Genomic DNA, 26,155 nt, shown 5'->3' on the forward strand with positions numbered 1-26,155 from the left:
CCCTCCTCTGTGGGTGTTTTTTATTTTTTGTACAGTATAGTTTTGAAAAAAGAACGCATACTATCAGTAGTCGGCGACTCCCTTTGCTGACGAATCGTTTCTCCTTTAAATGAGAATTTTTCCAAGAAGCACCCTCACGGGTGTTTTTATTTTGAAAAAATCTGTTAATTATCCTTTCTTGCCCGATATAATTAAATAAGACAGGGGGTGGAATCTGATGGAAGATAATTGGAAGAAGTTATATGCTCGTAAAAATGAACATTTTACCTTTGTAGAAGAAGAGGTAAAGCAACTCTTAGAAGAAGTTATTAAAGTAATTAACAACCACTTAAATAACGTTCATGTTAGAAACGCGGAAATTAAAGACACATATATTGATTTCCCAGACTGTAAGGTTACATTTGAAATTGATAAAAAGCAGATTATCTTTGTAAAAGAAGATAAAGTAGGTGGCTTACAAACACAAGCTGAACTTGTTATTAGTGACCGAAACTTAATTACCTTTGTACAAACAGAAAAAGGATATTTTGATTTTGGTGAACCGTTAATAGATGAGGTACTTAGGTATCTATTAGTGGATTAAATTCTATATCGAAGTAGTTAAAAAGGATGCTGATTCGTCAGTGTCTTTTTTATTTTTAAAACAGGTAACTTGTCATGCCTTGTCGTATTGTTAGTTGGGGAGGTGATAACATGAGTTTTAGAGATGAATTTATAGAACTAGCACCAAAATTGTTTGAAAAAGAACTAGCTAAAAGTAAGGCTCAGGAAGAAGCAAGACAATTAATTGATGATTTTTTTACATCTTTACAAACTGAATTAGAAGAAGTTTTAGATGTGGCTAAAAACAATTTCGAAATTAGGGCTACTGGTTCAGGTTATAAAGTTATTGTAAGGAAATTAAACGATTCACGTTTAGAATTAAATTATAAAGATAGTGAAATTAAAGTTAAAATTTTACCTTATGGTTATGGTTACGAGGATACTTTGTATTTCCATGATAATGAGATGAAATACTATACTACTAGACTACAAAAACCACTAAATGAGGAGTTATTAACTTATTACCTAGAGCAAGCTTTTAAAGAGCCTTTAGCTAGTACAGTTAAATAATTATAAAAGGGATGCTGATTCGTCAGTGTCTTTTTTATTTTTAAAACAGGTAACTTGTCACACCTTGTCGTATTGTTAGACGGGGAGGTGATAATATGAATAATTGGAAAGAAGAATTGCAAAGTAAAATTAGGACTAGACTTTATAGTGAAAATATCAAAAACTATAATGATGTAACTGAAAAATTTAAATCTCAATTTTCTTCTTTGGTTAGACCGGTTGTGGGAACTGGAGTGATTCCTGCAATTGATGCATCTATTGATGATGATTATGCTACATTTAGTATTTTTGAACGCGGACTTGTAGTTTATAAAAATAAAGAAGATGGAACCATATGGGTTAGTTGAACAGAATCGTCCTGCATCAGCTAGGGGATGAGTTACGTGTTCAGAGACTAGATAAAAGTATGTGTGAGTTTTGATATTTACTATTTCTTTACATGTTGGGCAAGTGAAGGTTGGATATATTTTCCTTCTTGTTTTCATTTCTCGTTTGTCGTATAAATCTTCTTTAGTAATCTTTTTCATTAAAACAACCCCATTTCATCAGCTTCTAAATTTGTAATTTTATCATCCAATATCACTTTAGAACCATCTTCTTCTAACCAATTGTAGAAAGGGATTTTCCTCGCATAGCCACCAAATTTTTCAGATTTGCTTGTATTAGCTTTTCGGGATGTTTTGGTATTATCTTCATAAATTTTCGAAAACAAGGCTTGTACGGAGTCTGAAATGGTTCCACCATTTTTTAAAAATCTATCAATTTTACCAACTGCGTTTAATGCCATATTGAACATACCTTTATCGCATTTACTACCTACACGAAAGCCAATTAAAGAGGCGTTCATTTTTAGATCATAGTGAAAAGAGCTAGACTTAATTGTGTAGTACATCATCTCCTGGTACTCATTTACATAGTATTCGTTGATTCTCTCAAACTCTTTCTGTACATCATTTTGTGATTCTTTTAATTCATTTTCAATAGAATCTTTGATGGATTCTTTATAATTATTTTTTTCTTGTTTTAAGGAATTAATAGAGTTAAAAGAGTTATTAATGTTAGAAACCGTTTTTTTACTATCTACGCTTAGAGCCTCAAGGGTTTCAGAGTTTTCCTGTTCTGCAAAATGCTCTGCATCTTGTTTTGTAATCAGGTCTGCATTTATATAAAAAACATCTTTCATTATAGCTTTAAAGTTTTTGTGTGATTTCAAAACAAATACATATTTATTCTTCCCGTCAGCTAATCCACCTACAAGTACCTCACCAGTCTTTTTAAGTGCACTAACAGCATTATTAACTGTTCTGACAGAGCAATCTGTCTTTTTAGCTAATGTAGTAGCTGAGACCTTACAAATGCCATTTCCGCTCAATAAATAGATGATGTGATCCATTCATTACATCTTTTCGTTTAGTTCGCGTAGGAAATAAACGTTCGAAGCTTTCACCAGCTAACGTTACAGTTTTTTCAATGTGCTCGATGATGGTTTTTTTCTTACCTGATGATAAGTCGTTTCCAGTCATGTATTTTTGAACGTCATTATTATATGCAGTGTATAATTTCTTCATGGGTTCCTGTCTCCTTTTGAAACAAAAAAAGCAGCGATTCACCATTGATAGCAAACCGTTGCAAAGAGAACCCATAATGTATTAAAATACAAATGAGGGTACAGCAAGTGTTTGCCTATCTTAGCTAGGCGGACGGTATAAGAGTGTTCGCGCACTTACTTATACACGCTGTGCTTTTTTGTTTTTCTTTTTTATTTAGATGATGTTTGAGAAAGATTGTCCTCATTGCCCACCCAATTGCCCACCTAAACTTCAAAAATAATCTGAAATTAACGGAGGGTGTTTTTTTCTTTTTTATTTAAAAGCTTGATATTAAAGGATTTTGTTAAATTTATCCTCTTAGTTCTAATGCAATTATAATATTTGATGAATGGTGGAAATGAGAGCAATGCCCATATTAGGTATATCTAATATGGGCATTATTTTGACTGATTTCTTTCATAAAACAAAAAAGAGGCGAAAAAAGTGTAATTTAACAAATTGTTTTCTCATACACACTTTGTTATTCTTACGCACTTTGGTATAATGAAGTGCTTTTAATATTATTGAGGAGGAACATTTTTTATGGCAGTTGAAGTAGGTAGCAAGGTACAAGGTAAAGTAACAGGTATTACTAATTTTGGAGCATTTGTAGAATTACCTGGAGGTCAAACTGGGCTTGTACATATTAGTGAGGTAGCTGACAGCTATGTAAAAGACATTAATGCCCACCTTAAAGTTGGTCAAGAAATTGAAGTGAAAGTCGTTAATGAGAAAGACGGAAAAATTGGATTATCGATTAAAAAAGCAATAGATAAACCTGAAAGACCCTCATCTTCTTATTCACAACGCCCGCCACGTCAGGCAAGAAATAATGATAATCGTTCTAAAAGCAACTTCCAACCAAAGGAAAACTTCGAACAAAAAATGGCGCGTTTCTTAAAAGATAGTGAAGATAATTTATCTACACTAAAACGCAGCACTGAATCAAAACGAGGTGGCAGAGGCGGAAGACGCGGATAAATCCCTTCCACTTTAACTACTTTATTATATAGCTGAAGCAAGCCAGTAAAAATTGGCTTGCTTCTTTTTTGTAATAGCTTAAGTACATGCGCTAGAAGAGTAAAGAGAAGGTTAGGTGCTCACTTGGTTGTAAAGTAGATGCCAATAGTGACAAGAGATGAGAGAAGATCAAGGATGAGTAGGATGAAATTTAAATCTATCATAATCATGCCTCCCTTTGTGCGAGCGTTGACGTTAGTATCTGCAAGACCTCCCTTTATTATTCGTAATTTTTTAAAATTTCATTTAATTAAGTGCAATATTTTATATTAAATTAAACTATATTCTAAATAATAAGTTATAAAATAAAAAGCGCTTATAAGAACAATTTTCTTAAAATAATAAAAAAACCTTATAAGTAAACGAGGGAAAGTAGGGGTGAGTCCCTGATAAAGATAGCTAAATTAACAGAAATTCGTCAGTATTCTTGTATATTCATCTAATCTCTTCATAATTTTAGGAATAAAAAAGTTACGGAAAGACGAGAAATAGACAAAATTCTTCATTTTTTGAGCATTAGTGCTTAATTTGCATGAATATATAAAATGATTCCATAGACTCAAGGATTTTATAGTAATATATAGAACTTCCATACTATTCTAGTTGTTAGCTCACTAGCTAAGGAAAAGATGCGTATGTTCTGGGGATGAAGGCATACATAGTAGCACGAAGTATAGAGAGAAATGGAGAGGGAAAAAACAATGAAAAAAGTATCAATTCGGTCTGTATTAAGTACAGTAGCATTTTCGGTTGCTTTATCTTCTTTTGCAATGGGAGCATCCGCTAACGGAAATTCAAAGCCGGCTCTTGAACCGTCTTTAGTTAAAATTCAAGGAGACTATAACTTAAAATCAGCCAAAAAAGTAAAAGTTATTGTTGAATTAAATGAAGAGTCTGTAGCGGAAGCAAAGAAAAAAGGAGTAGCGCAAAATAAAGGAAAGATTAAAAAAGCGCGTGATGAAGTGAAAAAAGAGCTTTCAAAAGCTTCTAAAACTTCAAAAGTAAAGCGGGAATATGACCAAGTATTTTCTGGATTTTCAGCGGAACTTCCGGCTAATGATCTTGAAAAAGTAGCAAGTTTACCGGGAGTAAAAGCTATTTATCCAAGCGTTGAATATCATACAACGGAAGTGAAATCGAAAGAAGTGAGCGCCGAAGAATACGGTTCTGAAATGGATAAAAGCATTTACTATGTGGGAGCAGATCAAGCGTGGAAATCAGGATATACAGGTAAAAATATGACCGTAGCCGTTATCGATACAGGCGTTGATTACGACCACCCGGATTTAAAGTCAGCGTTTGAGAAATATAAAGGATGGGATTTTGTAGATGATGACAAAGATCCTCAAGAAACGCCTGCTGGAGATCCAAAAGGCGAAGCGACAACGCACGGTACGCACGTAGCAGGAACAATTGCAGCGGATGGGAAAATTAAAGGGGTAGCTCCTGATGCTCATTTACTTGCTTATCGTGTACTAGGGCCAGGAGGAACAGGTACAACAGAAGACGTGATCGCCGGTATTGAACGTGCGGTAGAAGACGGAGCGGATGTAATGAATCTGTCGCTTGGAGATACGATTAATAATCCAGACTTGGCAACGAGTATTGCATTAGATTGGGCAATGGAAGAAGGAGTAGTTGCCGTTACATCAAATGGAAACAGTGGACCAGCTAACTGGACAGTAGGCTCTCCGGGGACGTCTCGTGAAGCTATTTCAGTTGGTGCGACTCAGCTTCCTTACAATTTGTATAAAACGACATTAACTGTAGATAACGCAAGCTATGCTTCAGCTGAAGTAATGGGCTTTCCAAATGACAAGGCATTACTAGATGCAAGTGGTGAAAAGTATGAATTTGTACCTGTCGGACTCGGAAAACCAGAAGACTTTGAAGGGAAGGATGTAAAAGGAAAAGTAGCGGTTATTTCTCGCGGCGACATTGCGTTTGTAGATAAAGTTGACAATGCAAAAAAAGCCGGTGCTGTTGCAACGGTGATTTACAATAACGTAGAAGGGACAATCCCTGATATTCCAGGCACATCTTTGCCAAGTATTCGCCTATCAAAAGCCGATGGACAAGCTTTGGTAGCTTCTTTAGCAAAAGGATCCGTTACGGGCTCTTTTACTGCAACATTTGATCAGACAGTTGATGAAACAATGGCTGACTTTTCATCTCGCGGACCGGTTGTCGATACATGGATGATTAAGCCGGACATTTCGGCACCGGGAGTCGATATCATCAGCACAGTACCAACCAATGATCCAAGCAACCCTCATGGATATGGGTCAAAACAAGGAACAAGTATGGCCGCGCCGCACGTAGCAGGAGCAGCAGCGTTAATTTTACAGGCGCATCCAAATTATAAAGTAGAAGACGTAAAAGCATCTTTAATGAATACAACGGAACTGCTTCGCGACCGCAACGGGCTGGTTTATTCTCATAATACGCAAGGTGCAGGAAGCATGCGCGTAGTAGATGCAATTAAAGCAAAAACGCTTATTACACCAGGAAGTCACTCGTACGGTGTCTTTTATAAAGATAAAGGGAAACAAGTAGAAAAACAAAGCTTTAAGATTAAAAATCTATCAAATCACAGTCAAAAATACTCGGTCAAAGTAAAATTTAAGAAAAGCCATCAGGCAATTGACGTTAAATCAACAAACGATTTAGTGGTTAATGCAGGAAAAACGCAAAAAGTAAACCTGAATGTAAAAGTAGACGTAGGGAAATTATCTCCTGGCTATTACGAAGGGACAATTACCGTAAGTAACAATAAAGAAACGTACGATGTTCCAACCATCTTATTTGTAAAAGAGCCGGATTATCCTCGCGTTACTTCTGCATATGTAGATGTACTTGGAAATGGATCATTTGAATACGGCAGTTATTTACCAGGAGGAGCAGAGAAGCTTAGCTATTACATTTACGATGCAACGTTAGAAAAAGGGGAATTGTTAAGTTCGTATACGAATGTAGAAAAAGGATTCTCTAGCGCAACGTGGGACGGAAAGATTACTGGTGAAGCTCTTCCAGCGGGAACGTATTATTTATACGCAGAAGCAGTAAAAGCAGGTCAGACGACAGGTTCTTTAGGAGAATTCGAAATTAAATAAATAAAAAAAGAGTGCCAGTCTAACTGACACTCTTTTCTTATTGAGCCGTATATCCACCATCGATCACAGCAGCTTGGCCGGTTACGCCTTTTGCTAAATCACTTGCTAAAAACATTGCATAATCGGCAATTTCATCGACAGCAAGCAAGCGTTTTTGAGGAACAAGAGGATAAATGACTTCTTCTAGTACTTTTTCAAGCGCTACATTTCGCGTACGTGCCAAATCTTTTAATTGATTTTGAACAAGCGGCGTATCAACATAACCAGGGCAAATCGCATTTACCGTAATGCCGTGCTCCGCACCTTCAAGAGCAGCCACTTTCGTTAAGCCAATCACGCCATGCTTAGCGCTGTTGTATGCCGCTTTTCCTGAGAAACCAATCAATCCGTTAATGGAAGACATGTTCAAAATGCGGCCGAATTTTTGTTTTTTCATAATAGGAAACGCATGCTTAGTCGCAACAAAAGGTGCAACAAGCATAATTTTCGTTAAAAGTTCAAATTTTTCAGTAGGAAATTCTTCGAGCGGGGAAACAAATTGCATGCCGGCATTGTTAATTAATACATCAAGGCGGCCATATGTTTCAACCGTTTGAGCAATCATTTGTTCAATATCACTTTCATCTGTCACATCTGCTTTAATGCCTAATGCTTCGTAGCCTTTTGTCTTCAATTTGTCTGCTGCTTTCTTAACTCCATCTTCATTCAAGTCAGTTAAGACAACAGTCGCTCCATCTTCAGCGAAGCGCTCACCAATTTGATAACCAATACCTTGAGCTGCACCTGTAATTAACACAATTTTGTTTTCAACCATCGTTTTTTCCCCCTTATATGTAGATGATATAAAATCGCTTACTTTTCCATTTTATCAAAAAATATCTTGATTTAGCGAGTTTTTTAACTGTACTTTACGCGAAAAGAATGGGTGTGGGAAGGGGTGTTTACTACCTTTACTTCCACATTGCTAACAGAAGCGAACGGCGAGGGACCTTTTTTAATTTCTTCAATAAATTTTTGGATGTTACTTTCTTCACCTTCAGCATCAATTTCGACTTTTTGATCGTCTCGATTTCGTACCCATCCGTTAATAGAGCATTCCATTGCTTTTAGCTGCGTGTAGTGACGGAACCCAACCCCTTGAACGCGTCCGTCTGCAATCATATGCACATGTTTTTTCACTGTTCTCACCTCACAGGCAATTTTCCCTTTTTTATAAAAAAGAAAACAACTACAATGTTACTTTTCACTGTATAATAGAAAAAGACATTGTAAGACTTTAACAGTTTTAATGTAGAATTAAATAAGAAAGAAGGGTTATGAATGCAAGCAGAAGCACGAACGCAGCAAGCGCAGCCGGCGACAATTTATCGTATTTTATTTGCTATTAGTTTAGGACATTTCTTAAATGATTGTATGCAGTCCGTTATACCGGCACTTTTTCCTGTTCTTGAAAAATCGATGAATTTAAACTACACGCAAATCGGCTGGATTGCCTTTGCTTTAAACATGACGTCATCGATTATGCAGCCGGTATTCGGCGTATTTGCCGATAAGCGTCCCTCGCCATTTTTATTGCCAATTGCAATGTGTTTAAGCATGATTGGTATGGTTGGGCTCGCTTTAGCGCCAAATTTTTATTTTGTGATTATATCTGTCTTATTTGTAGGATTTGGCTCAGCTATTTTTCACCCTGAAGGTTCTCGCGTAGCGTATATGGCAGCAGGAGGAAAACGGGGGCTGGCGCAGTCTATTTATCAAGTTGGCGGAAATACAGGACAGTCGATGGCTCCGCTATTTACGGCATTTATCTTTATCGGACTTGGTCAGTTTGGAACAATTTGGTTTACATTAATTGCCGGTATCGGCGTAGTGGTTTTATATAGCGTCTCTAAATGGTATAAATCGGAGTTAGCTACTCGTCAACACTTGAAGAAAAAGCAGTCAGATGCTTCATTTACGATGAACAAGCAAATTATTTTTGCGGTTGGACTTTTAATTTTTCTTGTTTTTGCACGTTCATGGTACGGAGCAGGCATCCTTAATTTCTTTCAGTTTTATATCATTGAAAAATTTAATTTGCCTATCAAAAGTGCTCAGCTTTACGTTTTTTTATTTATGATTGCAGGGGTATTTGGAACATTCTTTGGAGGTCCGCTTGCCGATCGTTTCGGAAAACGAAATGTTTTATTGTTTTCTATGTTAGGGTCAGTACCGTTTACTTTATTACTCCCTCATGTTTCTCTAGGAGTGGCAGCACCTCTTTTAGTACTAATCGGCTTTATTCTTCAGTCAAGTTTCAGCGTCACGGTCGTCTACGCTCAGGAGCTGATGCCGGGGAAAATTGGTTTGGTTTCCGGCTTGATTGTAGGGCTTGCTTTTGGAATGGGAGCTTTAGGAGCTGTTGTATTCGGTAAATTAGCCGATGTGTTCAGCCTTCAGTTTATTATGCTGTTTTGCAGCTATCTTCCAATCCTCGGGCTGTTAACATGGCTGTTGCCGAGCGATAAGCGTGTGAAAGAAATGCACGAAGCAAAATAAGAAAAGGGCTGAGTCAAAAGGAAGTTAGACGAAGTGAAGAACGAACCATTGATCAACATGTTTGATGAGCGGTTCGTTTTTTTTGGTTAGGATAAATGTAGCTTTCATGTGTGTAGGTCTTCCTAGCAGTTGATTGGAGGGCAAGGCGAAGACTCCTGCGGGAAAAGCGGAACAGGTGAGACCCCACAGGAGCGTATGTGACGAGGAGGCTCAGCGGCCGCCCGCGGAAAGCGAATTCTTGCACGGAAATCAACGGCGGTATCACAAGTGGTTCAGCCCATGTATCCTATTTGTTCGCCTTTAGATTGGATTCATTTTGTTAATATCTCAACCTCTTTTTTATGAGCGTGAAGCAAATTTCAAGACGAATTCATATTTTTCTCCTATAATAGAGACAATAGACATTGAAAATCGAAAGGAAGAATCACCTATGATTAAGCTAAGCGTATTGGATCAGTCTCCTGTTTCAAGCGGATCAACACCAAAGGAAGCGTTGAAACGCACGGTAGAGCTTGCTAAATTAACGGAAGAGTTGGGCTACCATCGCTTTTGGGTAGCGGAACATCATAATACGAACGGTCTTGCAGGCTCATCTCCGACACTTTTAATGACGCACTTAGCTTCTCAAACGAGCCGAATTCGAATTGGATCTGGAGGAGTTCTTCTTCCTCAATACAGTCCGTATAAAGTAGCAGAAGATGCTCAGCTGCTTGAAAATCTGTTTCCTAATCGAATTGATTTAGGTCTTGGACGGTCACCGGGAGGAGATGCGCTGACTCGGCTTGCGCTGACAGATGGAGTCCGTAAAAGCCTCAATGAATTCCCGTGTCAAATTCAGGTGTTAAAAGGACATCTTGAGCATAATTTGCCGCCTGATCATCCGTATTACGGCGTGACGGCTTATCCGTTAAGTGAAACAAAGCCAGAACTGTGGCATCTTGGTATTAATAAAAGAGGAGCAAGATCTGCTGCTGAGCTGGGCATCTCTTTTACATTTGGACACTTTATTTATTCAGTTGGAGGACAAGAAGCCATTCGTCATTATAAACAAGAATTTATCCCTTCTTCGTATCAATCAAAGCCTAAAACCAACGTATGCGTATTTGTTGTATGTGCAGAAACAACAGAAGAAGCCGAGGCGCATGCCAAAACGCTAGATGATTGGCTGTTGAAAGTGGCAAAAAGCGGGGATACAACAATTTCATCGATAGAAGAAGTGCACAATCGTTCTTATTCAGAAGAAGAACTTAAAAAAATAAGCACCAATCGCCCTCGTATGATCGTAGGAAATCCAGCTGAAGTAAAACAAGAATTAATTGAGCTGCAGCAAAAATACAATAACGACGAATTTTTAATTATTACAAATATTCATGATTATGAAGCGAAAAAGAAGTCTTATGAACTGCTTGCAGAGCTATTTCCTCAACCCTCATTTTTTTAAGAAAAAGATGGGGTTTTTTTACGGAATTAAATGTTAGAATATTTAAAAAGGAGGAGTGACATGCATGTAAATCAGAAAAGCGTAAGCAACCAAACTCATAGGATTACCTATACACATATTAAAACAGGAGGTTCTCGCATTTGCTTTATGTTTTCAGGTCTAGGCTATACGTACGAAAAGCCGCTATTGTATTATGTAACGATGCTGATGCTAAAACACGGAATTGACGTGGTTCATATTCACTATACATACCCAAAAGAGCTGATGACAAAGTCTACAGATGAGATTGCAGATGTTATGATGCAAGACATTGATCTCGTGCTGCAAGACGTTTTATCTCACAATGACTATAAAAATATCATATTTGCAGGAAAATCGATTGGTACAATTCCACTGATTCAGCGAATTATGAAAGATGAAGCCTACAAAGACGCAGAGCTGCTTTTACTGACGCCGCTTTTAACAAGAACAGAACTGTTTAAAAGTTTACTGAAATGCACTCATAAAGGTCTTATTGTAATAGGAACTCGTGATCACTATTATACTCAAGAAGTTTATCAATTAAAAACAAACAAAATGAATATTCAAGTGATTGAAAATGCCGATCATTCATTGGACGTTTTGTATACTCCCACGGAATCGTTAAAGGCGCTGGAAACCGTTTTGAATGGCATAGAACAGCTTCTGTGAGATAGGAAATAAGGAAAGGAGTACAAAATGGATACGCTACGTGAAATTATTTGCGAAAAAAGAGCCTACAGCTATTCACCTCATACTCACGATCATAACTACAGTCAGCTTTTGTTTCCGCTAGCAGGTGCTCTTGATATTCAAGCAAGTGAGCAGCACTTAACGCTGCAAGAAGGTTGCTTTTACATTCCGCCTCGTCAGCTTCATACGTATCAAGCTAAAAATACAAATGAATGTTTGGTTGTTGATATTCCGTTGAAATTTACAGAAAGTGCGCATCTTTCTCAACAAGCAGCGTTTATTCAATGGAATTCAACATGGAAAGCAATTCGCTACCTTTTACTTGATGGGCTTCAAAAAAGCACTGACAGGGGGGCGCTTGAAGATTTAGTCCGTTACGTTCAGCATTATTTACCAAAGAAACAAACGTTTAAATCCATTGATTATCTTCATGCTAACTTTAATCAAGAGCTAAACATGGAAAGTCTTGCTAGGCTGGAAAATTACCATCCTGCCTATTTTTCTGCTTGGTTTAAACAAAAAACGGGTTATTCGCCTAAAAGCTATGTAGCGCGTATACGTTTAAATAAAGCAAAAGAATTGTTAAAAGAGACTGGCTACTCGGTAACGTATATTGCGCATGAAGTCGGCTATCACAGCTTGTCTTCATTCACTAAATGGTTTGCAAAACAAGAAGGAGTCTCACCTACTCATTATCGAAGTACCTTAAAAACAGACAAATAATATCATAAAAGCGGAAAAACTTTTTTCTTTCTTTTAGCTATGATAAAAGAAAGGAGATGGAAATATGAATACTTCATTATCAAAAATACTTATATTATGTGCCGCTGTACTATGGGGAACAACAGGGACTGCCCAAGCCTTAGCATCTGCTGAAGCGCATTCCGTGGCAATTGGAGCGGTGCGTTTAGCTGTAGGGGGACTGTCGCTTCTTGCAGCTTGTCTTATTCAAAAAAAGAAAGTGGACGTAAGACACCTTCCTATTCTGCCTCTTACGGTTGCTGCAGCAAGTATGGCCGCTTATCAGCCGTTATTTTTTTCAGCAGTTATCAAAACGGGTGTTGCAGTAGGAACAATGGTGGCAATTGGGAGTGCGCCGCTTTTGTCAGGAGTGTTAGATTACATAGTGTACAGCAAGAAACCTACAAAAAAATGGCTGCTTGCCACGTTTGCGGGTATTATAGGGTGCTGCTGCTTGTTGTTAAAAAAAGATAGTCAAATCGACGTGATAGGGTTGGGTATGGCGATAGGAGCAGGGGCGTCTTTTGCTTGCTACACCACGGTTAATAAAAGCATTGTTCAGCATGTTGATCCGCAAGTAGGCGCTTCTCTTGTGTTCACAGCCGCTGCTGTTCTACTAATCCCATGCTGGTTTATGTATGATATGAGCTGGCTAGTTTCTTTAAATGGAATAGGCATCGCTCTTCACTTAGGAATACTTACGACGGCTTTTGCTTATGTATTATTTTCTACAGCACTCAAGTCGGTGCATGCGTCTACCGCCGTGACGCTATCGTTAGCAGAGCCCGTTACCGCTTTTTTACTTGGCGTCTTTTTCTTAGGAGAATCTCTAACTTTGGTGAACATATGCGGAGCAGCATTAGTATTTGCTAGCTTAGCGTTTTTAACGTACTCTCCGAAGACATCGCTAAATCAAGAGGTGCGTATATAAAAGATCCCCTTTCTATAGAGAAAGGGGATTTCTTATTAAGCGTACATGCTAGCTACTTGTTTTTGCAAGTTGCTGTCTTCTAAATACTCATCGTATGTCATTTGCTTGTCAATTACTCCGTTTGGTGTAATTTCAATTACACGATTTGCAATCGTTTCAACGAACTGATGGTCATGAGATGTGAAAATCATTGAACCTTTGTAGCTGATAAGTCCATTATTTAGTGCTGTAATTGATTCTAAGTCAAGGTGATTCGTAGGATCGTCTAGTAAAAGAACGTTTGAACCGCTTAGCATCATTTTAGAAAGCATACAGCGAACTTTTTCTCCTCCGGAAAGAACGTTGGCTTTTTTCAACACTTCTTCACCAGAGAATAGCATTCTGCCTAAGAAACCGCGTAAGAAGCTTTCGCTTTGGTCATTAGGTGAATACTGACGCAGCCAGTCTACTAAGTTTAAATCTCCGTTTTCAAAGTACTCGGAGTTGTCTTTTGGGAAAAAGGCTTGAGAAGTTGTCACACCCCATTTGTACGTACCGCTGTCTGCTTCCATTTCACCCATTAAAATCTTCATTAATGTTGAATTTGCAAGTTCGTTGCGGCCTACAAGAGCGATTTTGTCATCTTTATTCATAATAAAGCTTACGTTATCAAGCACTTTTACGCCGTCAATTGTTTTTGTTAGACCTTCAACGCGAAGTACGTCATTTCCAATCTCACGTTCCGGCGTGAAGTTCACGTACGGATAGCGACGAGAAGAAGGGCGGATGTCATCTAATGAAATTTTATCAAGCAATTTTTTACGAGACGTTGCTTGTTTTGATTTCGATGCATTTGCGCTAAAGCGAGCGATAAAGGCTTGAAGCTCTTTAATTTTTTCTTCTTTTTTCTTGTTCGCATCTGACGCCATTTTTTGTGCTAATTGACTTGATTCATACCAGAAATCATAGTTACCAACGTAGACTTGGATTTTACTGAAGTCAAGGTCAGCAATGTGCGTACATACTTTGTTTAAGAAGTGACGGTCATGAGATACAACAATGACTGTGTTTTCAAAGTTAATTAAGAACTCTTCTAACCATTGAATTGCTTGAATATCCAAGTTATTCGTAGGCTCATCTAAAAGTAATACATCAGGTTTTCCGAATAAAGCTTGTGCAAGAAGCACTTTTACTTTTTCACTACCCGTTAGTTCAGCCATTTTTTTTGCGTGAAGATCTTCAGAAATACCTAATCCTTTTAAAAGAATAGCTGCTTCTGATTCTGCTTCCCAACCGTTTAATTCAGCAAATTCACCTTCAAGCTCAGCTGCTTTCATTCCGTCTTCATCTGTGAAGTCTGCTTTCATATAAATAGCATCTTTTTCTTGCATTACTTCATAAAGGCGAGCGTGCCCCATAATAACGGTTTTCATAACTTCTTGATCTTCATATTCGAAGTGGTTCTGTTTTAAGACAGCAAGGCGTTCGCCAGGGCCCATATGTACATCACCAGTTTGAGATTCAATTTCACCAGATAAAATTTTTAAAAACGTTGATTTTCCAGCACCGTTTGCGCCGATTAATCCATAACAGTTACCAGGCGTGAATTTAATATTCACATCTTCAAATAACTTTCGGTCGCCAAATCGTAAACTTACATTACTAACTGTAATCATGTATGAGCAGTCCTCCAAATTCAATATCTATAAAATTATACCATTCTTTTGAGATAAGAGCGATATGAATACAATATTTCAAACATAAAGTGTAACCGACACTTTAAGCACTCGTCAACCATTTAAGGGATTTTTTGAGCGGTAAAACTTGATTATTCTAGCATTCACCAAAACATTGAGCGGCAAACCAGCATGTCTAAGCCTTCAGTAATCAGCTCTTTTTCTTTTTTAAGATGGATGTTGTATTCCTTTGTATAAGAAACAAAAAGAAGAATAATACTACCTGGTAAATAAAAGAATTTCTATGAAGTAAACAATGATGTTTTACGGATGCTTATTTCTAGAATTGCTTTGTTATAGACATAAATAGGGTGATTATCATGCGGAAATTAATTGTTTCCTATCTTCCAGAAGGGCCAGTTTTTATACAAGCAGTTCTGGTGTTTTTCATCCCGTATATAATCTACAAATTATTCAGCGGGATTCGTAATTCAGAGGAAGAGTGATGAAAGTGAAAAAATGGAGATCAATAGTAAAAAAAATAGGAAACCATGCGAACGAGAAGGAACACAAACAGGAATTTACACCTCAAAATTTATCTAATCATGTTACGGATCACTTAGCTTTAACTCTAAAAGTAGTTAAAAATGAAATTGGTCATAACTCCGACGTTCATTTTCGGGAGTTTATTATAGGGCGCACCGGCATTCAGGCAGCTATTATTTTTGTAGAGGGGCTATCAGATAAAGATCTTATTGAAAAACATATTTTGTCATCATTGATGGCTGATTTTTCAAAAGAATACCAACAGGATCAGCTTTACGTAAAAGAAAACCTTTCAAAACAGTTTATTAAAAGCCAAGTATTATCAATCGGTGATGTAGAAGAGGTTCATTCCATTAAAGAAGTAATATCAAAGGTCTTAACAGGATCTACGGCGCTTTTGATTGACGGGTTATCATCTGCCTTAATTCTTGGTACAAGCAAAGTAAAAACAAGGACGATTGAAGAGCCCGTATCAGAAGCATTGGTGAGAGGGCCAAGAGTAGGCTTCACTGAATCTTTAAGTGATAATACTTCTTTATTAAGAGGAAGCGGAGATATTGAAAATTTGTCGCTGGTGAAATTTCAAGTAGGAAAGCGTTCCAAAAAAGACTTAGTTGTTGCTTACATAAAGGAGATTGTTGATCCAGAGCTAGTTGAAGAAGTAGAAAAACGAATTAAAAAAATTGATCTTGATAATGTACCGGAGTCAGGATATGTTGAACAACTCATTGAAGATAATTACCTTAGTCCCTTTCCTCAGGTACAGAATACGGAGCGTCCGGATCGTGTAATTGCTGCTTTGATGGAAGGGAGAGTAGCCATTTTATTAGACGGGACGCCTTTTGCTTTGATTGCCCCCGTTACGTTTAGCATGATGTTACAGTCCCCGGAAGATTATTATGAAAGGTGGATTCCCGGTACATTCATTCGTTTTCTTCGTTATATTGCAGTGGTTCTTTCCCTTTTTACACCGGCTTTGTATATTGCATTTATTTCATTTCATCCAGGATTAATTCCGACTAAGTTAGCTATTTCTATTATAGGATCAAGGTCTGGTGTTCCGTTTCCCGCCCTTATCGAAGCCTTATTTATGGAATTATCGATCGAAATTTTGAGAGAAGCCGGACTCCGGTTGCCGAAACCAATTGGTCCAGCAATGGGCATTGTCGGTGGGTTAATCATTGGAGAAGCTGCGGTGCAGGCAGGAATCGTTAGCCCTATTTTGGTGATTGTAGTGGCTTTAACTGCCATTTCATCGTTTTCTATTCCGCAATATAGTGTAGGAATCACATTGCGTATTCTTCGGTTTGTAGCCATGCTTTGTGCTGCCATACTTGGATTATATGGCGTCATCTTATTTTTCCTTTTTATGATGAGCCATTTAGTGAAACTAAAAAGTTTCGGCGTACCTTATATGAGTCCAGCTGTTCCTTATCGTTTAAGTGAATGGAAAGACTTGGTAGTTCGTGTACCTCTGATGATGATGAAACGACGTCCAAAGATGATGCACACCAAAGATCCTCTGCGAAAAGGGTAGCTTATGATGAAAGGAAATGGGCCGTTAGAAATGATAAATTCAAAAGATCGTATTACGACGCCTCAAACAACTATTATTATTACCAACTTTATCCTTGGAACAGGGATTCTTACCTTGCCCCGGGCAGCTGCGGAAAAAGTGAAAACACCAGATGTTTGGCTAACTGTTATTTTAGGGGGATAATCACCATGATAGCAGGGGTAATCATGGTGAAATTAAGTCAACGCTTCCCTGAAAAAACCTTTTATCAATACAGCCAAGAAATTGTAGGGAAATGGATAGGCAAGTTATTTAGTTTCCTCATGATAGGTTATTTTTTGGCACTGGGTGGGTTTCATGCTCGTTCATTGGCAGAGGTAACTGGATATCTATTGCTGGAAGGAACCCCAAAATGGGCTATTATCATGCCATTTATGTGGGCAAGCCTCTATCTGATAAGAGGGGGAATAAATCCAATTGCCCGTATATTTGAGATTATATTACCTATTACGGTTATTCTTTTTTTACTTGTTGCCTTTATGAGTATCAAAATATTTGAAGTGGATAATCTGCGCCCGGTACTAGGTTCAGGTATTACGCCGGTGCTAAAAGGGATAAGGACAACAGCTCTTGCGTTTACTGGGCCTGAATTCATGCTTTTAATATTGGCATTCATGAAAGAACCAAACAAAGCAGTAAAAGCTGTACTAGTTGGTACTGCCATTCCTTTGCTTCTTTATGTTATTACCGTCGTGATGGTTATCGGAGCGTTCTCAGTGGATGGAGTGGTTACAAGAACATGGCCTACGCTTGATTTGATAAGAAGTTATGAATTAACTGGGTTAATCTTTGAACGCTTTGATTCCTTATTGCTGGTGGTATGGATTATGCAAATGTTTACTTCTTTTAATGTTAACCATTACGCTGCTTCATTAGGACTGTCTCAGCTTTTTAAAAAAAATATCCATCCATTTATGTATGGTGTGCTTCCGGTTATTTATCTCATTTCCATGATCCCTAGAAATATCAATGATGTATTTAAATTAGGAGATATGGTTGGCAATGCTGCCCTGATTTTATTTGGCTTTTTACCGGTACTGCTTCTTATCATTTCAAAAATAAAGGGGAAAAAGTATGAGACAAGCCTCTAATCACGTACGGTTCTTCTTATCGGTTTTGCTTTCTGTTTTTTTGCTCTTTCCTCTGGCGGGCTGTTGGAGCAGTCATGAAATTGAAGAACGAAGTTTAGGAGTAGGTATGGCTCTTGATAAAGCTAACAAGTCCATGACTGAAAAAGAATTTGATGAACAAGAAGAGTATCCCAAAAGGAACTTGATTACGTCAACCTACCAACTGATCACCCCGCAAGTAGCAAGTTCAACAACTGTCCAAGGAGGATCTCAGCAGAAGGCTTACGTGAATATGGCTGAAACGGGAGATTCTATTCATCAAATGACCCGTGAATTATCATTGAGAAGAGAGACATCCATTGCCAGCCAACATCTAAAAGTAATTATTATTGCCGAGGCTCTTGCACGAACGTATAGCTTAGGAAAATTAGTGAATGAGTTTCTTCGTGATAATGAGATTAGACCAAGCTGTCTTGTACTTATTAGTAAAGGGAGAGCTAGCGACGGGCTAGAATCGAATACAGCAGGAGAAATCCCGGCATTTCGTTTGGCTGGAATGGTGGAAAATGCCTATCGAACAACGAGAATTTTACCTCCCACGTCGCTCATTAAATTAGAGAGCAATATTGAATCAGGGACTAGTTTTCTATTGCAAAATGTATTATCAGCAAATGGGGAAATCAAATTTGCTGGTGCTGCCATAATTAAAGGGAAAACAAACAAAATGATTGGTTTTTTGAATGAAGAAGAACTAGATGGTCTGACTTGGATCACAGGAAAAGGGAAAGGCGGGCTAGTGAAAAGCTTTGATAAAAAGACCGGTCAGCTGATTGTATACGAAATAGAATCTATGAAAAGTCATATTGAACCTCATGTGAAAGGAAACAGCATCTCCTTCAATGTGCATATTGAATCCGAGGGGAGGCTATCTGAAAATTGGGTGGTCTCAGGAAATCCTTTAGAAAATCAATTTTTACAGAAGGTGCAAAAAAACTCAGAAAAAAAAGTGAAGCACCTCGTAAGAAACACGGTAGAAAAAATGCAAAAAGAATATAAAGTCGATGTGGCCGGGTTCGGAAATCAATTGAGAATTAAGAGGCCTAGAGTATGGATGAGGGTTAAAGACAATTGGGATCAAACATTTAGTGAAGTTCCAATTAACTATGATGTAAAATTAATGATTAAAGATTATGGAACGTCAGGATCAAAAAAATGAGTAGCTAAGTACAATTTTGCTTGTTTTGATGTTGAAAATGAAAGAAACTAAAAGGAATAGCCTTAGCTTGCTAAAAAAATATTTCCCCTAGTAATGAGCTTCAGGGATAAATGAAAAATAAGAGCTGTCCAGAACCGACAGCTCTTATTTGTTATTCAAAAATATAAGCTAATGCTTGAAGAGCCTGTTCTGGCGTTTCGACTACAACCTGGGCTTTGTTTGACAGTTCTTTAAGCGGGTGATGCAGTTTTTCAGGGCGAACCAAAATTAGCGGTTTATCTAATGCAATGGCTGTCGTCGCATCCATTGCGCTGTTCCACTGCTTGTATTTTTCGCCAAATAAAGCAATAACCACATCAGATTTTTTAAGGAGCACCTGCGTACGTAAATTATTAATTTGAGAAGCAGCTTCATCTTTTAAGACAGCATTAGGCTGTTTTCCTAAAATTTCTTCTCCAATGTTGTCGGAGCGGTCATGATCTGTCATGGGACCGACAAAGGTAAGGGGAAGGTTTAATTGTTCTGCTTGGTTTTTAATTTCGTCTCGCCAGTTATCGTGGATTTGCCCGGCAAGGTATACGGTTAAGTTCATTATGTAGAAGTCCTCCTCTAACTAAAGTTTGTTTTATTTTATCAAATGTAAGCGGATAATACGAATAATTTGAATGGGCTACTTTTCCAAAAATAAGGTTATAGTAGACAAATAGTTAAAAAAGAGAAACAATAGAAGGCGTATTGCTAATTAAAGAAAGGATGTACATGATGACAGAAACAGTGCTACAAGTAGATCATGTCAGTAAAGTAATTGGGAAGAAAACCATTTTGCATGATGTATCCTTATCGGTTGAGCGCGGTGAGATTTTCGGGTTGCTTGGCCCAAACGGCTCTGGAAAAACAACGCTAATTCGTACCGTCGTAGGACTCATTAAAGAAACAGAGGGAACGATTACCGTTAACGGCTTTCCTTTAAAGGAACAGTTTACATCAGCTATGAAATCAATTGGAGCGATTATTGAGAACCCTGAGTTTTATGATTATCTGACGGGCTATCAAAATTTAAAACACTTTGCGAATATGCATGAAGGGATTACATCAGAACGCTTGGATGAAGTGATTGCTTTAGTAAAGCTTGAAAACAGTATTCATGCAAAAGTGAAGACGTATTCTCTTGGGATGAGACAGCGTTTAGGAGTAGCTCAAGCTATTTTACATAAGCCTGCATTGCTTTTACTAGACGAGCCCACAAATGGTCTAGACCCAGCGGGAATGAGAGAATTTCGTACATATTTACAAACGCTTTGCAGGGAAGAAGGAATTTCGATCTTAATCGCGAGTCACTTATTAAAAGAAGTAGAAGCATTATGTGACCGCGTTGGCATTATTCAAGACGGCGAGTTAAAAGCCGTTCAAGACCTATCTCCAAATCGTCAAGATCAAGGAATGTACGTAGAATTTGAGGTGTCTGACGCGCAAAAAGCAGCGGATCTTTTATCACAAGAATTTGAAGTAACGATGAGATCACATATTATCGACGTGGCGATTGTAAAAGAACAAATTCCAGCTGTAAATAGAAAATTAGTGGAAAGCGATATTTTAGTCTATCGAATTACCCCTGTATATGAGACGCTTGAAGATTCGTTTATGTCCGTTACGGAAGGAGAGCACCATGCTTAAGCTAATTCAAAATGAACATATGAAATGGTTTCACAAAAGAAGTACAAAAGTCACGTTTATTACCATCGGTATTTTAACTCTTTGTATGGCTCTATTAATGAAAAAAGTAGCAAACAGTGCAGGAACAGAAGACAACATTTTGAACTTCCTGTCATTTAGTTCAGGTATGCTGATTCTTGTTCAATTTTTCGCTCTTGCTGTTGGAGGGTCAATGGTTGCAAAAGAGTTTGAAGCAGGTACCATTAAGCTTCTTTTAATTCGCCCTGCTAGACGTTCAACGATTTTAGCATCCAAGTACCTAACCCTCATTTTAATTAGCTTGTATTATTTACTGAGCTATTTGCTTTTTTCGTTTGTATGGGGAGCATTGTTCTTTGGATTTACCAGTCTAGAAGGAGATGCGCAGCTGCTTAAAAATATTACGCTTACGTATGACAGTGCGTATATGGAAACCTTTATGATGATGACGTTCGCATTCATGCTGTCGTCTTTATTTAGAAACAGCGCGCTTGCTTCCAGTCTGGCTATTGTCGTAAGTATCGGCGCGAAAGCTGTAACAGGACTAGTATCAGAGTTTGGGTTATGGTGGGGGGAATTTTTGCTGTTCGCCAACACGAACTTTGTGCAGTATATGGACGGGATGAAGACGATGTTTGACGGAATGACAATTCCATTTTCAATTTTTATCTTGGTCGCGCATTTTGTCTTCTTTATGGGCGTGGCATGGGCAGCGTTTTTGAAACGAGACGTAGCTAATTGATGTGAGAATTTTCGCACTATATATTTTTCTAAAATAGCATTTGACAATTAAATAAAAAGAGCTTACAGTAGTGAAAGACTATTTTTAAAACAACTATAAACTTCTTATCAAGAGAGACGGAGGGACTGGCCCTATGATGTCTCGGCAACTGGCTGTACGCAGTGCGGTGCCAAATCCAGCAGACGATGTTTCGTTTGGAAGATGAGAAGGGTAATCTTATGATACAAATAAGAGACCTCTTCTTATCAATAAGAAGAGGTCTTTTTTTATTACGTAAACAAGAGGTGTTAAGAATGGAACAACAAAAAGGAAACGGCTGGGCGCTGTTACCGCTGGGCGTCTTTTTAGTCCTGTTTGTCGGATCAGGAATTATAACGGGAGATTTTTATAAGCTGCCTGTATTAGTAGCCATTATCATTGCAGCCATTGTGGCGCTGGCTATGAACCGCAAAGATTCACTTAATGTAAAAGTGGAGCGTTTTGCTAAAGGAGCAGGGCATCCTGATATCATTATTATGGTGCTTATTTTTATTTTAGCAGGTGCTTTTTCAGAAGTCGCTAAAGGCATGGGAGCTGTTGATTCAACGGTAAACTTAGCTCTGTCTGTGCTTCCGCAAAGCTTAGTGGTAGTCGGAATCTTTGTTATTGGCGCATTCATTTCAATTTCGATGGGAACGTCAATGGGAACAATCGCTGCGCTAGGGCCTATCGCTGTAGGGATCAGTGAGCAAGCGCATGTATCCATTACATTGGCAATTGCTGCCGTTGTTGGTGGTGCAATGTTTGGAGATAATTTATCCGTAATCTCTGATACGACCATTGCAGCAGTTCGTACGCAAAAAACAAATATGTCAGATAAGTTAAAAGTGAACTTTTTTATTGTACTTCCTGCAGCGATTGTTACGGTAATTTTATTGCTTGTAATGACGCTAGGCAACACGTCATCAGTAGAAATTAAAGATTTTAGCTGGTTTAAAATCTTGCCTTATGTCGGCGTACTAGCTGCTGCCATATTTGGTGCAAACGTATTAAGTATTTTAACCGGAGGAATTGTATTGGCCGGCGTGATCGGATTAGCCGACGGAAGCTATACGCTTTCTTCTCTTGCTAAAACTGTGACAGAAGGTATCGGCGGAATGTCAGAGTTAATTATTCTATCTCTGCTAATCGGCGGAATGGTTGAGCTTATTCGCTATAACGGCGGTATTCAGTTCTTATTGAATTTATTAACACGACGCATTCAAACAAAAAAAGGCGGAGAATTCAGCATCGCTGGACTGGTAAGTTTAACAAATTTAGCAACGGCTAATAACACGATTTCAATTATTACAGCAGGTCCGTTAGCAAAAGAAATCTCTGATAAGTATTCAATTGATAATCGTAAATCAGCCAGTCTGCTGGACTTGTTTTCATGCAGCGTTCAAGGGCTTATCCCTTACGGCGCACAAATGCTTCTCGCAGCAGGATTTGCTAAAGTTTCACCGATTGAGATTATTCCATTTACATTCTATCCAATGTTAACAGCGGTTTGCGGAATCATTGCGATTGTAATTGGATTTCCTCGTTTAAATAAAAAGTCTAAGTCATCTAAAGAAGCTGCGTAATATCAAACCCTTAAAAAGGATGTTCTTTTTAAGGGCTTTTTACTGTTTGAAAAAATCAGTCGGCTTTTCTTCATCTAACTCCTTCCAAAGCGTCTCATTTTGTTTAAGTGCATAAGCCGCTCCTCCAATTTCAATTCCGCATAATAAAATGAATAATAAAATACCCATGAAATGACCTCCTTACATAAATGAATAAAAACACGATGGTAACGGGTTTAGCTTCTTGCTGTTTCACTTTATAATGAGAATAAAGTATGAAACGCGTTTCAGCGCAAGAGAAAAAGGTGAAAACATGACAAATATCCGAGATATCGCAAAAAAAGCTGGTGTATCTGTCTCGACTGTATCCCGGGTGCTAAATCATCATCCGTATGTAAAAGAAGAAAAACGCCGGCTGGTAGAGCAGGTTATTCACGAACTTAATTATGAACAAAACATTAATGCCGTTCACTTATCAAAAGGGAAAACAAATATGATTGCCGTCGTCTTGCCATTTATTAATCATCCGTATTTCAGTCTGCTTTTAGAAGGAGTGGCATCTCACGCGTTAGAAAAGCAGTATCAGCTTGTTATTTGTCAGACGAACTATGATGTAAAAAAAGAAGAAGAAGCGCTTCATATGCTGAAAACAAAGCAAGTTGATGGAGTGATTATTTGTTCTAGAGCAAGCAGCTGGAGCATGATTGAATATTATCAGCAGTACGGGCCGATAGCCGTGTGCGAAAACGTACAGAATCGTTCTATTCGCTCCGTATACGTTGATCATTATGAAGCTTTTAAGCAAGCCCTTATTTATTTAAACGAAAAAGGATATACGGATATTGGCTACTGCATTGGAAGAATGACGGGTACAAATAGCCTGCAGCGGCAACAAGCATACAAAGAATATGTAGAAAGAATAAATCAGCCTTATCATCCGGAATGGGTTTTTCAAGGCTGTTTGAACGTGACAGATGGTGAAAAAGTGGTGGAAAAACTAGTGCAGATGAAAAATCGGCCTCAGGCGCTTTTAGTAACAAACGATCAAGTAGCTATCGGAATAAAAGCTCAGTGCGAACAAGCGGGTATTTCAGTTCCTGGTGAATTAGCTATCATTGGTTTTGATAATCATCCGCTTTCTTCTTATTTACAAATAACAACGATCGAACTTCCTCTTAGGGAAATGGGAGAAACGCTTTTTACATTAGTGGGAAGCAAGGCTCCTCAGAAAATTGAGCTCCCTTTTCGGTTTATTGAGCGTAAAAGCGTATGAATTCTTGATGATGCCATGAAGTGTTTTTACCGGATAAAATGAGCAAAAGCGGACATCATACGAGTAAAGAAAGAAGAAAAGGATGATGATCGTGGAGAAAAAAGAATATCAAGTGGGAGATCAAGTATTTGTTATTTACCGAAATCCTCATACGGCAAACGTTGCGAATATTAATCAAGCTGAAATTGTTGAACATCCTGAAAACAAAGGTGAAAAGGCGCTGTTTTTACATGAGTCTTATCATTTGTTAGCTGAAGATGATGCCGTGTATTCAACGTATGAAGAAGCTGAAAAAATGTATAATAAGATATTTGATTATGAACAATATGACTGACGCAAGGCTCTCTTAAACGGAGAGTCTTTTTTGTTTGAAAAATAATTACCAAGGATAGAGTCTTTTTATTTTTCAAACGCTATTAGTATTAGAAAAAAGGAAGTGTAGATGATGATAAAACCTTTTGTACCTCAATTAGTATATATTGAGCCAGGGGCGATGGAGTACTCGCTTGGTGTTCAATTAAAAGAAAAATTTGAGAAGATGGGAATTGAGATTCGTCAAACAACTTCTCATAATCAAGTGCGTAATATACCGGGAAAAAATGATTTGCAAAAATACCGCAATGCCAAGTCGACTTTAGTAGTTGGCGTGCGTAAAACATTGAAATTTGATACATCTAAACCGTCAGCTGAATATGCAATACCGTTTGCAACAGGGTGTATGGGGCACTGTCACTATTGTTATTTGCAGACCACAATGGGAAGCAAACCATATATTCGCACATACGTGAATGTTGAAGAAATACTAGGTCAAGCAGAGCAATATATGCAGGAAAGAGCCCCTCAAATAACGCGATTTGAAGCGGCTTGTACATCTGATATCGTAGGAATTGACCATTTAACACATTCATTAAAGCGCGCGATTGAATATTTTGGGGAAAGTGAACTAGGTCAACTGCGCTTTGTGACTAAATTTCATCACGTGGATCATTTATTGGATGCTAAACATAATGGTCGCACGCGCTTCCGCTTTAGCATAAATGCAGATTATGTTATAAAAAACTTTGAACCTGGTACATCTCCTCTTGATTACCGGATTGAAGCTGCTAATAAAGTTGCAAAAGCCGGATATCCACTTGGCTTTATTGTGGCGCCTATTTACATTCATGAAGGTTGGCAAGAGGGATACCGTCAGTTGTTTGAAAAGCTTGACGCCTCTATACCTGAGGAGTCAAGAGATGATATTACGTTTGAAATGATTCAGCATCGCTTTACCAAGCCGGCCAAGCGGGTAATCGAGAAAAATTATCCGAAAACAAAGCTTGAGATGAATGAAGAGGAGCGCCGCTACAAATGGGGACGTTACGGAATTGGAAAATATGTATACGCAAAAGATGAAGAACAAGAATTAAGAGAAACATTAGAATATTACATTGATCAGTATTTTCCGAATGCAAAAATCGAATATTTTACGTAATTATTCTACAGTAATTGAAAAGTTATTCTGACGCCTTAGTCAAAATAACTTTTCAATTTTTAATGTAAAAAAATAAATTGCTTGCTAATAAGTTGAAAAAAAGAGGTTATTTTTATCTCTTGTCGTATTAC

At 38.0% G+C, this 26,155-nt stretch carries 25 protein-coding genes, 1 pseudogene and 1 riboswitch; of the genes and pseudogenes, 19 read left to right on the forward strand and 7 right to left on the reverse strand.

All coding sequences use genetic code 11. The features are described from left to right. Positions 1-217 precede the first annotated feature (217 nt). The 3 genes from Q5794_RS11765 (at position 218) to Q5794_RS11775 (ending at position 1,460) form a co-directional block, all read left to right on the forward strand. Positions 218-583 (forward strand): hypothetical protein, encoded by a 366-nt coding sequence (locus tag Q5794_RS11765; protein WP_214987056.1) that lies wholly within the window; start codon positions 218-220, stop codon positions 581-583. 110 nt (positions 584-693) lie between these two features. Next, positions 694-1,113 carry a hypothetical protein gene (locus Q5794_RS11770; protein WP_214987055.1) on the forward strand — a complete coding sequence of 140 codons (420 nt, stop codon included), beginning with the start codon at positions 694-696 and terminating at the stop codon, positions 1,111-1,113. A 95-nt stretch (positions 1,114-1,208) separates the two neighbouring features. Further along, positions 1,209-1,460, forward strand: a complete 252-nt coding sequence (locus Q5794_RS11775) for a hypothetical protein (protein WP_214987054.1) — start codon at positions 1,209-1,211, stop codon at positions 1,458-1,460. Between the two features lie 179 nt (positions 1,461-1,639). Here the strand turns inward: Q5794_RS11775 and Q5794_RS11780 are convergent, their stop codons facing one another. Next, complete coding sequence (locus tag Q5794_RS11780) at positions 1,640-2,506, reverse strand: HTH domain-containing protein (protein ID WP_374989120.1); 867 nt, start codon at positions 2,504-2,506, stop codon at positions 1,640-1,642. Further along, complete coding sequence (locus Q5794_RS11785) at positions 2,463-2,681, reverse strand: hypothetical protein (protein WP_374989121.1); 219 nt, start codon at positions 2,679-2,681, stop codon at positions 2,463-2,465. The genes Q5794_RS11780 and Q5794_RS11785 overlap by 44 nt, the downstream gene beginning before the upstream one ends. Before the next feature lie 564 nt (positions 2,682-3,245). Between Q5794_RS11785 and Q5794_RS11790 the strand changes: the two genes are divergently transcribed. Together Q5794_RS11790 and Q5794_RS11795 are read left to right on the forward strand one after the other, a co-directional pair. Then, on the forward strand, positions 3,246-3,683 hold the full coding sequence (locus Q5794_RS11790) for a S1 domain-containing RNA-binding protein (RefSeq protein WP_214987053.1): 438 nt from the start codon (positions 3,246-3,248) through the stop codon (positions 3,681-3,683). Between the two features lie 740 nt (positions 3,684-4,423). Beyond that, positions 4,424-6,835: a S8 family serine peptidase gene (locus Q5794_RS11795; protein ID WP_374989122.1), complete on the forward strand. Its 2,412-nt coding sequence runs from the start codon at positions 4,424-4,426 to the stop codon at positions 6,833-6,835. Positions 6,836-6,872: 37 nt separating this feature from the next. Here the strand turns inward: Q5794_RS11795 and Q5794_RS11800 are convergent, their stop codons facing one another. Then, entirely contained in the window at positions 6,873-7,649 is a 777-nt protein-coding gene (locus Q5794_RS11800) for a 3-hydroxybutyrate dehydrogenase (protein ID WP_192997352.1), read from the reverse strand. 83 nt (positions 7,650-7,732) lie between these two features. Next, the gene (locus Q5794_RS11805; protein ID WP_214987050.1) at positions 7,733-8,014 is read right to left on the reverse strand and encodes an acylphosphatase; all 282 of its coding nucleotides are present in this window, start codon (positions 8,012-8,014) and stop codon (positions 7,733-7,735) included. Positions 8,015-8,155: 141 nt separating this feature from the next. On the opposite strand from Q5794_RS11805, the gene Q5794_RS11810 reads away from it, so the two are divergent. From Q5794_RS11810 to Q5794_RS11830, 5 genes are all read left to right on the forward strand, one after another. Next, positions 8,156-9,373 (forward strand): MFS transporter, encoded by a 1,218-nt coding sequence (locus Q5794_RS11810; protein WP_214987049.1) that lies wholly within the window; start codon positions 8,156-8,158, stop codon positions 9,371-9,373. A 430-nt stretch (positions 9,374-9,803) separates the two neighbouring features. Then, a complete protein-coding gene (locus tag Q5794_RS11815; RefSeq protein ID WP_214987048.1) occupies positions 9,804-10,814 on the forward strand; it encodes an LLM class flavin-dependent oxidoreductase in 1,011 nt (336 codons plus the stop codon). Positions 10,815-10,874: 60 nt separating this feature from the next. After that, entirely contained in the window at positions 10,875-11,504 is a 630-nt protein-coding gene (locus tag Q5794_RS11820; protein WP_374989123.1) for an alpha/beta family hydrolase, read from the forward strand. A 27-nt stretch (positions 11,505-11,531) separates the two neighbouring features. Continuing rightward, positions 11,532-12,248, forward strand: a complete 717-nt coding sequence (locus Q5794_RS11825; protein ID WP_214987046.1) for an AraC family transcriptional regulator — start codon at positions 11,532-11,534, stop codon at positions 12,246-12,248. A gap of 64 nt (positions 12,249-12,312) precedes the next feature. After that, entirely contained in the window at positions 12,313-13,197 is an 885-nt protein-coding gene (locus tag Q5794_RS11830; RefSeq protein ID WP_214987045.1) for a DMT family transporter, read from the forward strand. Between the two features lie 35 nt (positions 13,198-13,232). On the opposite strand, the gene Q5794_RS11835 is transcribed toward Q5794_RS11830, so the two are convergent. Then, positions 13,233-14,852, reverse strand: coding sequence for an ABC-F family ATP-binding cassette domain-containing protein (locus tag Q5794_RS11835; protein ID WP_013083037.1), 1,620 nt, complete (start codon positions 14,850-14,852; stop codon positions 13,233-13,235). Between the two features lie 505 nt (positions 14,853-15,357). Between Q5794_RS11835 and Q5794_RS11840 the strand changes: the two genes are divergently transcribed. The 3 genes and pseudogenes from Q5794_RS11840 (at position 15,358) to Q5794_RS11850 (ending at position 19,260) form a co-directional block, all read left to right on the forward strand. Beyond that, positions 15,358-16,935: a spore germination protein gene (locus Q5794_RS11840; protein ID WP_214987044.1), complete on the forward strand. Its 1,578-nt coding sequence runs from the start codon at positions 15,358-15,360 to the stop codon at positions 16,933-16,935. Between the two features lie 3 nt (positions 16,936-16,938). After that, positions 16,939-18,065, forward strand: a pseudogene (locus Q5794_RS11845) (spore germination protein). Beyond that, positions 18,049-19,260 (forward strand): Ger(x)C family spore germination protein, encoded by a 1,212-nt coding sequence (locus Q5794_RS11850; protein WP_214987043.1) that lies wholly within the window; start codon positions 18,049-18,051, stop codon positions 19,258-19,260. Before Q5794_RS11845 ends, Q5794_RS11850 begins: the two are co-directional and overlap by 17 nt. A 151-nt stretch (positions 19,261-19,411) precedes the next feature. Here the strand turns inward: Q5794_RS11850 and Q5794_RS11855 are convergent, their stop codons facing one another. Beyond that, on the reverse strand, positions 19,412-19,852 hold the full coding sequence (locus Q5794_RS11855) for a YtoQ family protein (protein WP_374989124.1): 441 nt from the start codon (positions 19,850-19,852) through the stop codon (positions 19,412-19,414). A 170-nt stretch (positions 19,853-20,022) separates the two neighbouring features. Between Q5794_RS11855 and Q5794_RS11860 the strand changes: the two genes are divergently transcribed. The 3 genes from Q5794_RS11860 to Q5794_RS11870 all read left to right on the forward strand — a co-directional run bounded on the left by Q5794_RS11860 (position 20,023) and on the right by Q5794_RS11870 (position 23,298). Then, positions 20,023-20,934 (forward strand): ABC transporter ATP-binding protein, encoded by a 912-nt coding sequence (locus tag Q5794_RS11860; RefSeq protein WP_214987207.1) that lies wholly within the window; start codon positions 20,023-20,025, stop codon positions 20,932-20,934. Further along, on the forward strand, positions 20,927-21,694 hold the full coding sequence (locus Q5794_RS11865; protein ID WP_214987041.1) for an ABC transporter permease: 768 nt from the start codon (positions 20,927-20,929) through the stop codon (positions 21,692-21,694). Before Q5794_RS11860 ends, Q5794_RS11865 begins: the two co-directional genes overlap by 8 nt. Before the next feature lie 101 nt (positions 21,695-21,795). Next, positions 21,796-21,902: riboswitch (SAM riboswitch) on the forward strand. 85 nt (positions 21,903-21,987) lie between these two features. Then, positions 21,988-23,298 (forward strand): Na+/H+ antiporter NhaC family protein, encoded by a 1,311-nt coding sequence (locus tag Q5794_RS11870; protein WP_214987040.1) that lies wholly within the window; start codon positions 21,988-21,990, stop codon positions 23,296-23,298. A gap of 39 nt (positions 23,299-23,337) precedes the next feature. On the opposite strand, the gene Q5794_RS11875 is transcribed toward Q5794_RS11870, so the two are convergent. After that, the gene (locus Q5794_RS11875; RefSeq protein WP_255256027.1) at positions 23,338-23,466 is read right to left on the reverse strand and encodes a hypothetical protein; all 129 of its coding nucleotides are present in this window, start codon (positions 23,464-23,466) and stop codon (positions 23,338-23,340) included. A gap of 124 nt (positions 23,467-23,590) precedes the next feature. On the opposite strand from Q5794_RS11875, the gene Q5794_RS11880 reads away from it, so the two are divergent. From Q5794_RS11880 to splB, 3 genes are all read left to right on the forward strand, one after another. After that, positions 23,591-24,550: a LacI family DNA-binding transcriptional regulator gene (locus Q5794_RS11880; protein ID WP_214987039.1), complete on the forward strand. Its 960-nt coding sequence runs from the start codon at positions 23,591-23,593 to the stop codon at positions 24,548-24,550. Between the two features lie 85 nt (positions 24,551-24,635). Then, entirely contained in the window at positions 24,636-24,884 is a 249-nt protein-coding gene (locus Q5794_RS11885; RefSeq protein ID WP_016764006.1) for a transcriptional regulator SplA domain-containing protein, read from the forward strand. 111 nt (positions 24,885-24,995) lie between these two features. Continuing rightward, entirely contained in the window at positions 24,996-26,024 is a 1,029-nt protein-coding gene (gene splB / locus Q5794_RS11890) for a spore photoproduct lyase (protein WP_214987206.1), read from the forward strand. The last annotated feature ends 131 nt before the right edge of the window (positions 26,025-26,155 follow it).

It is taken from the genome of Priestia megaterium, from assembly GCF_041941685.1.
In the GTDB taxonomy this organism is placed as follows: Bacteria; Bacillota; Bacilli; order Bacillales; family Bacillaceae_H; genus Priestia; species Priestia megaterium_C.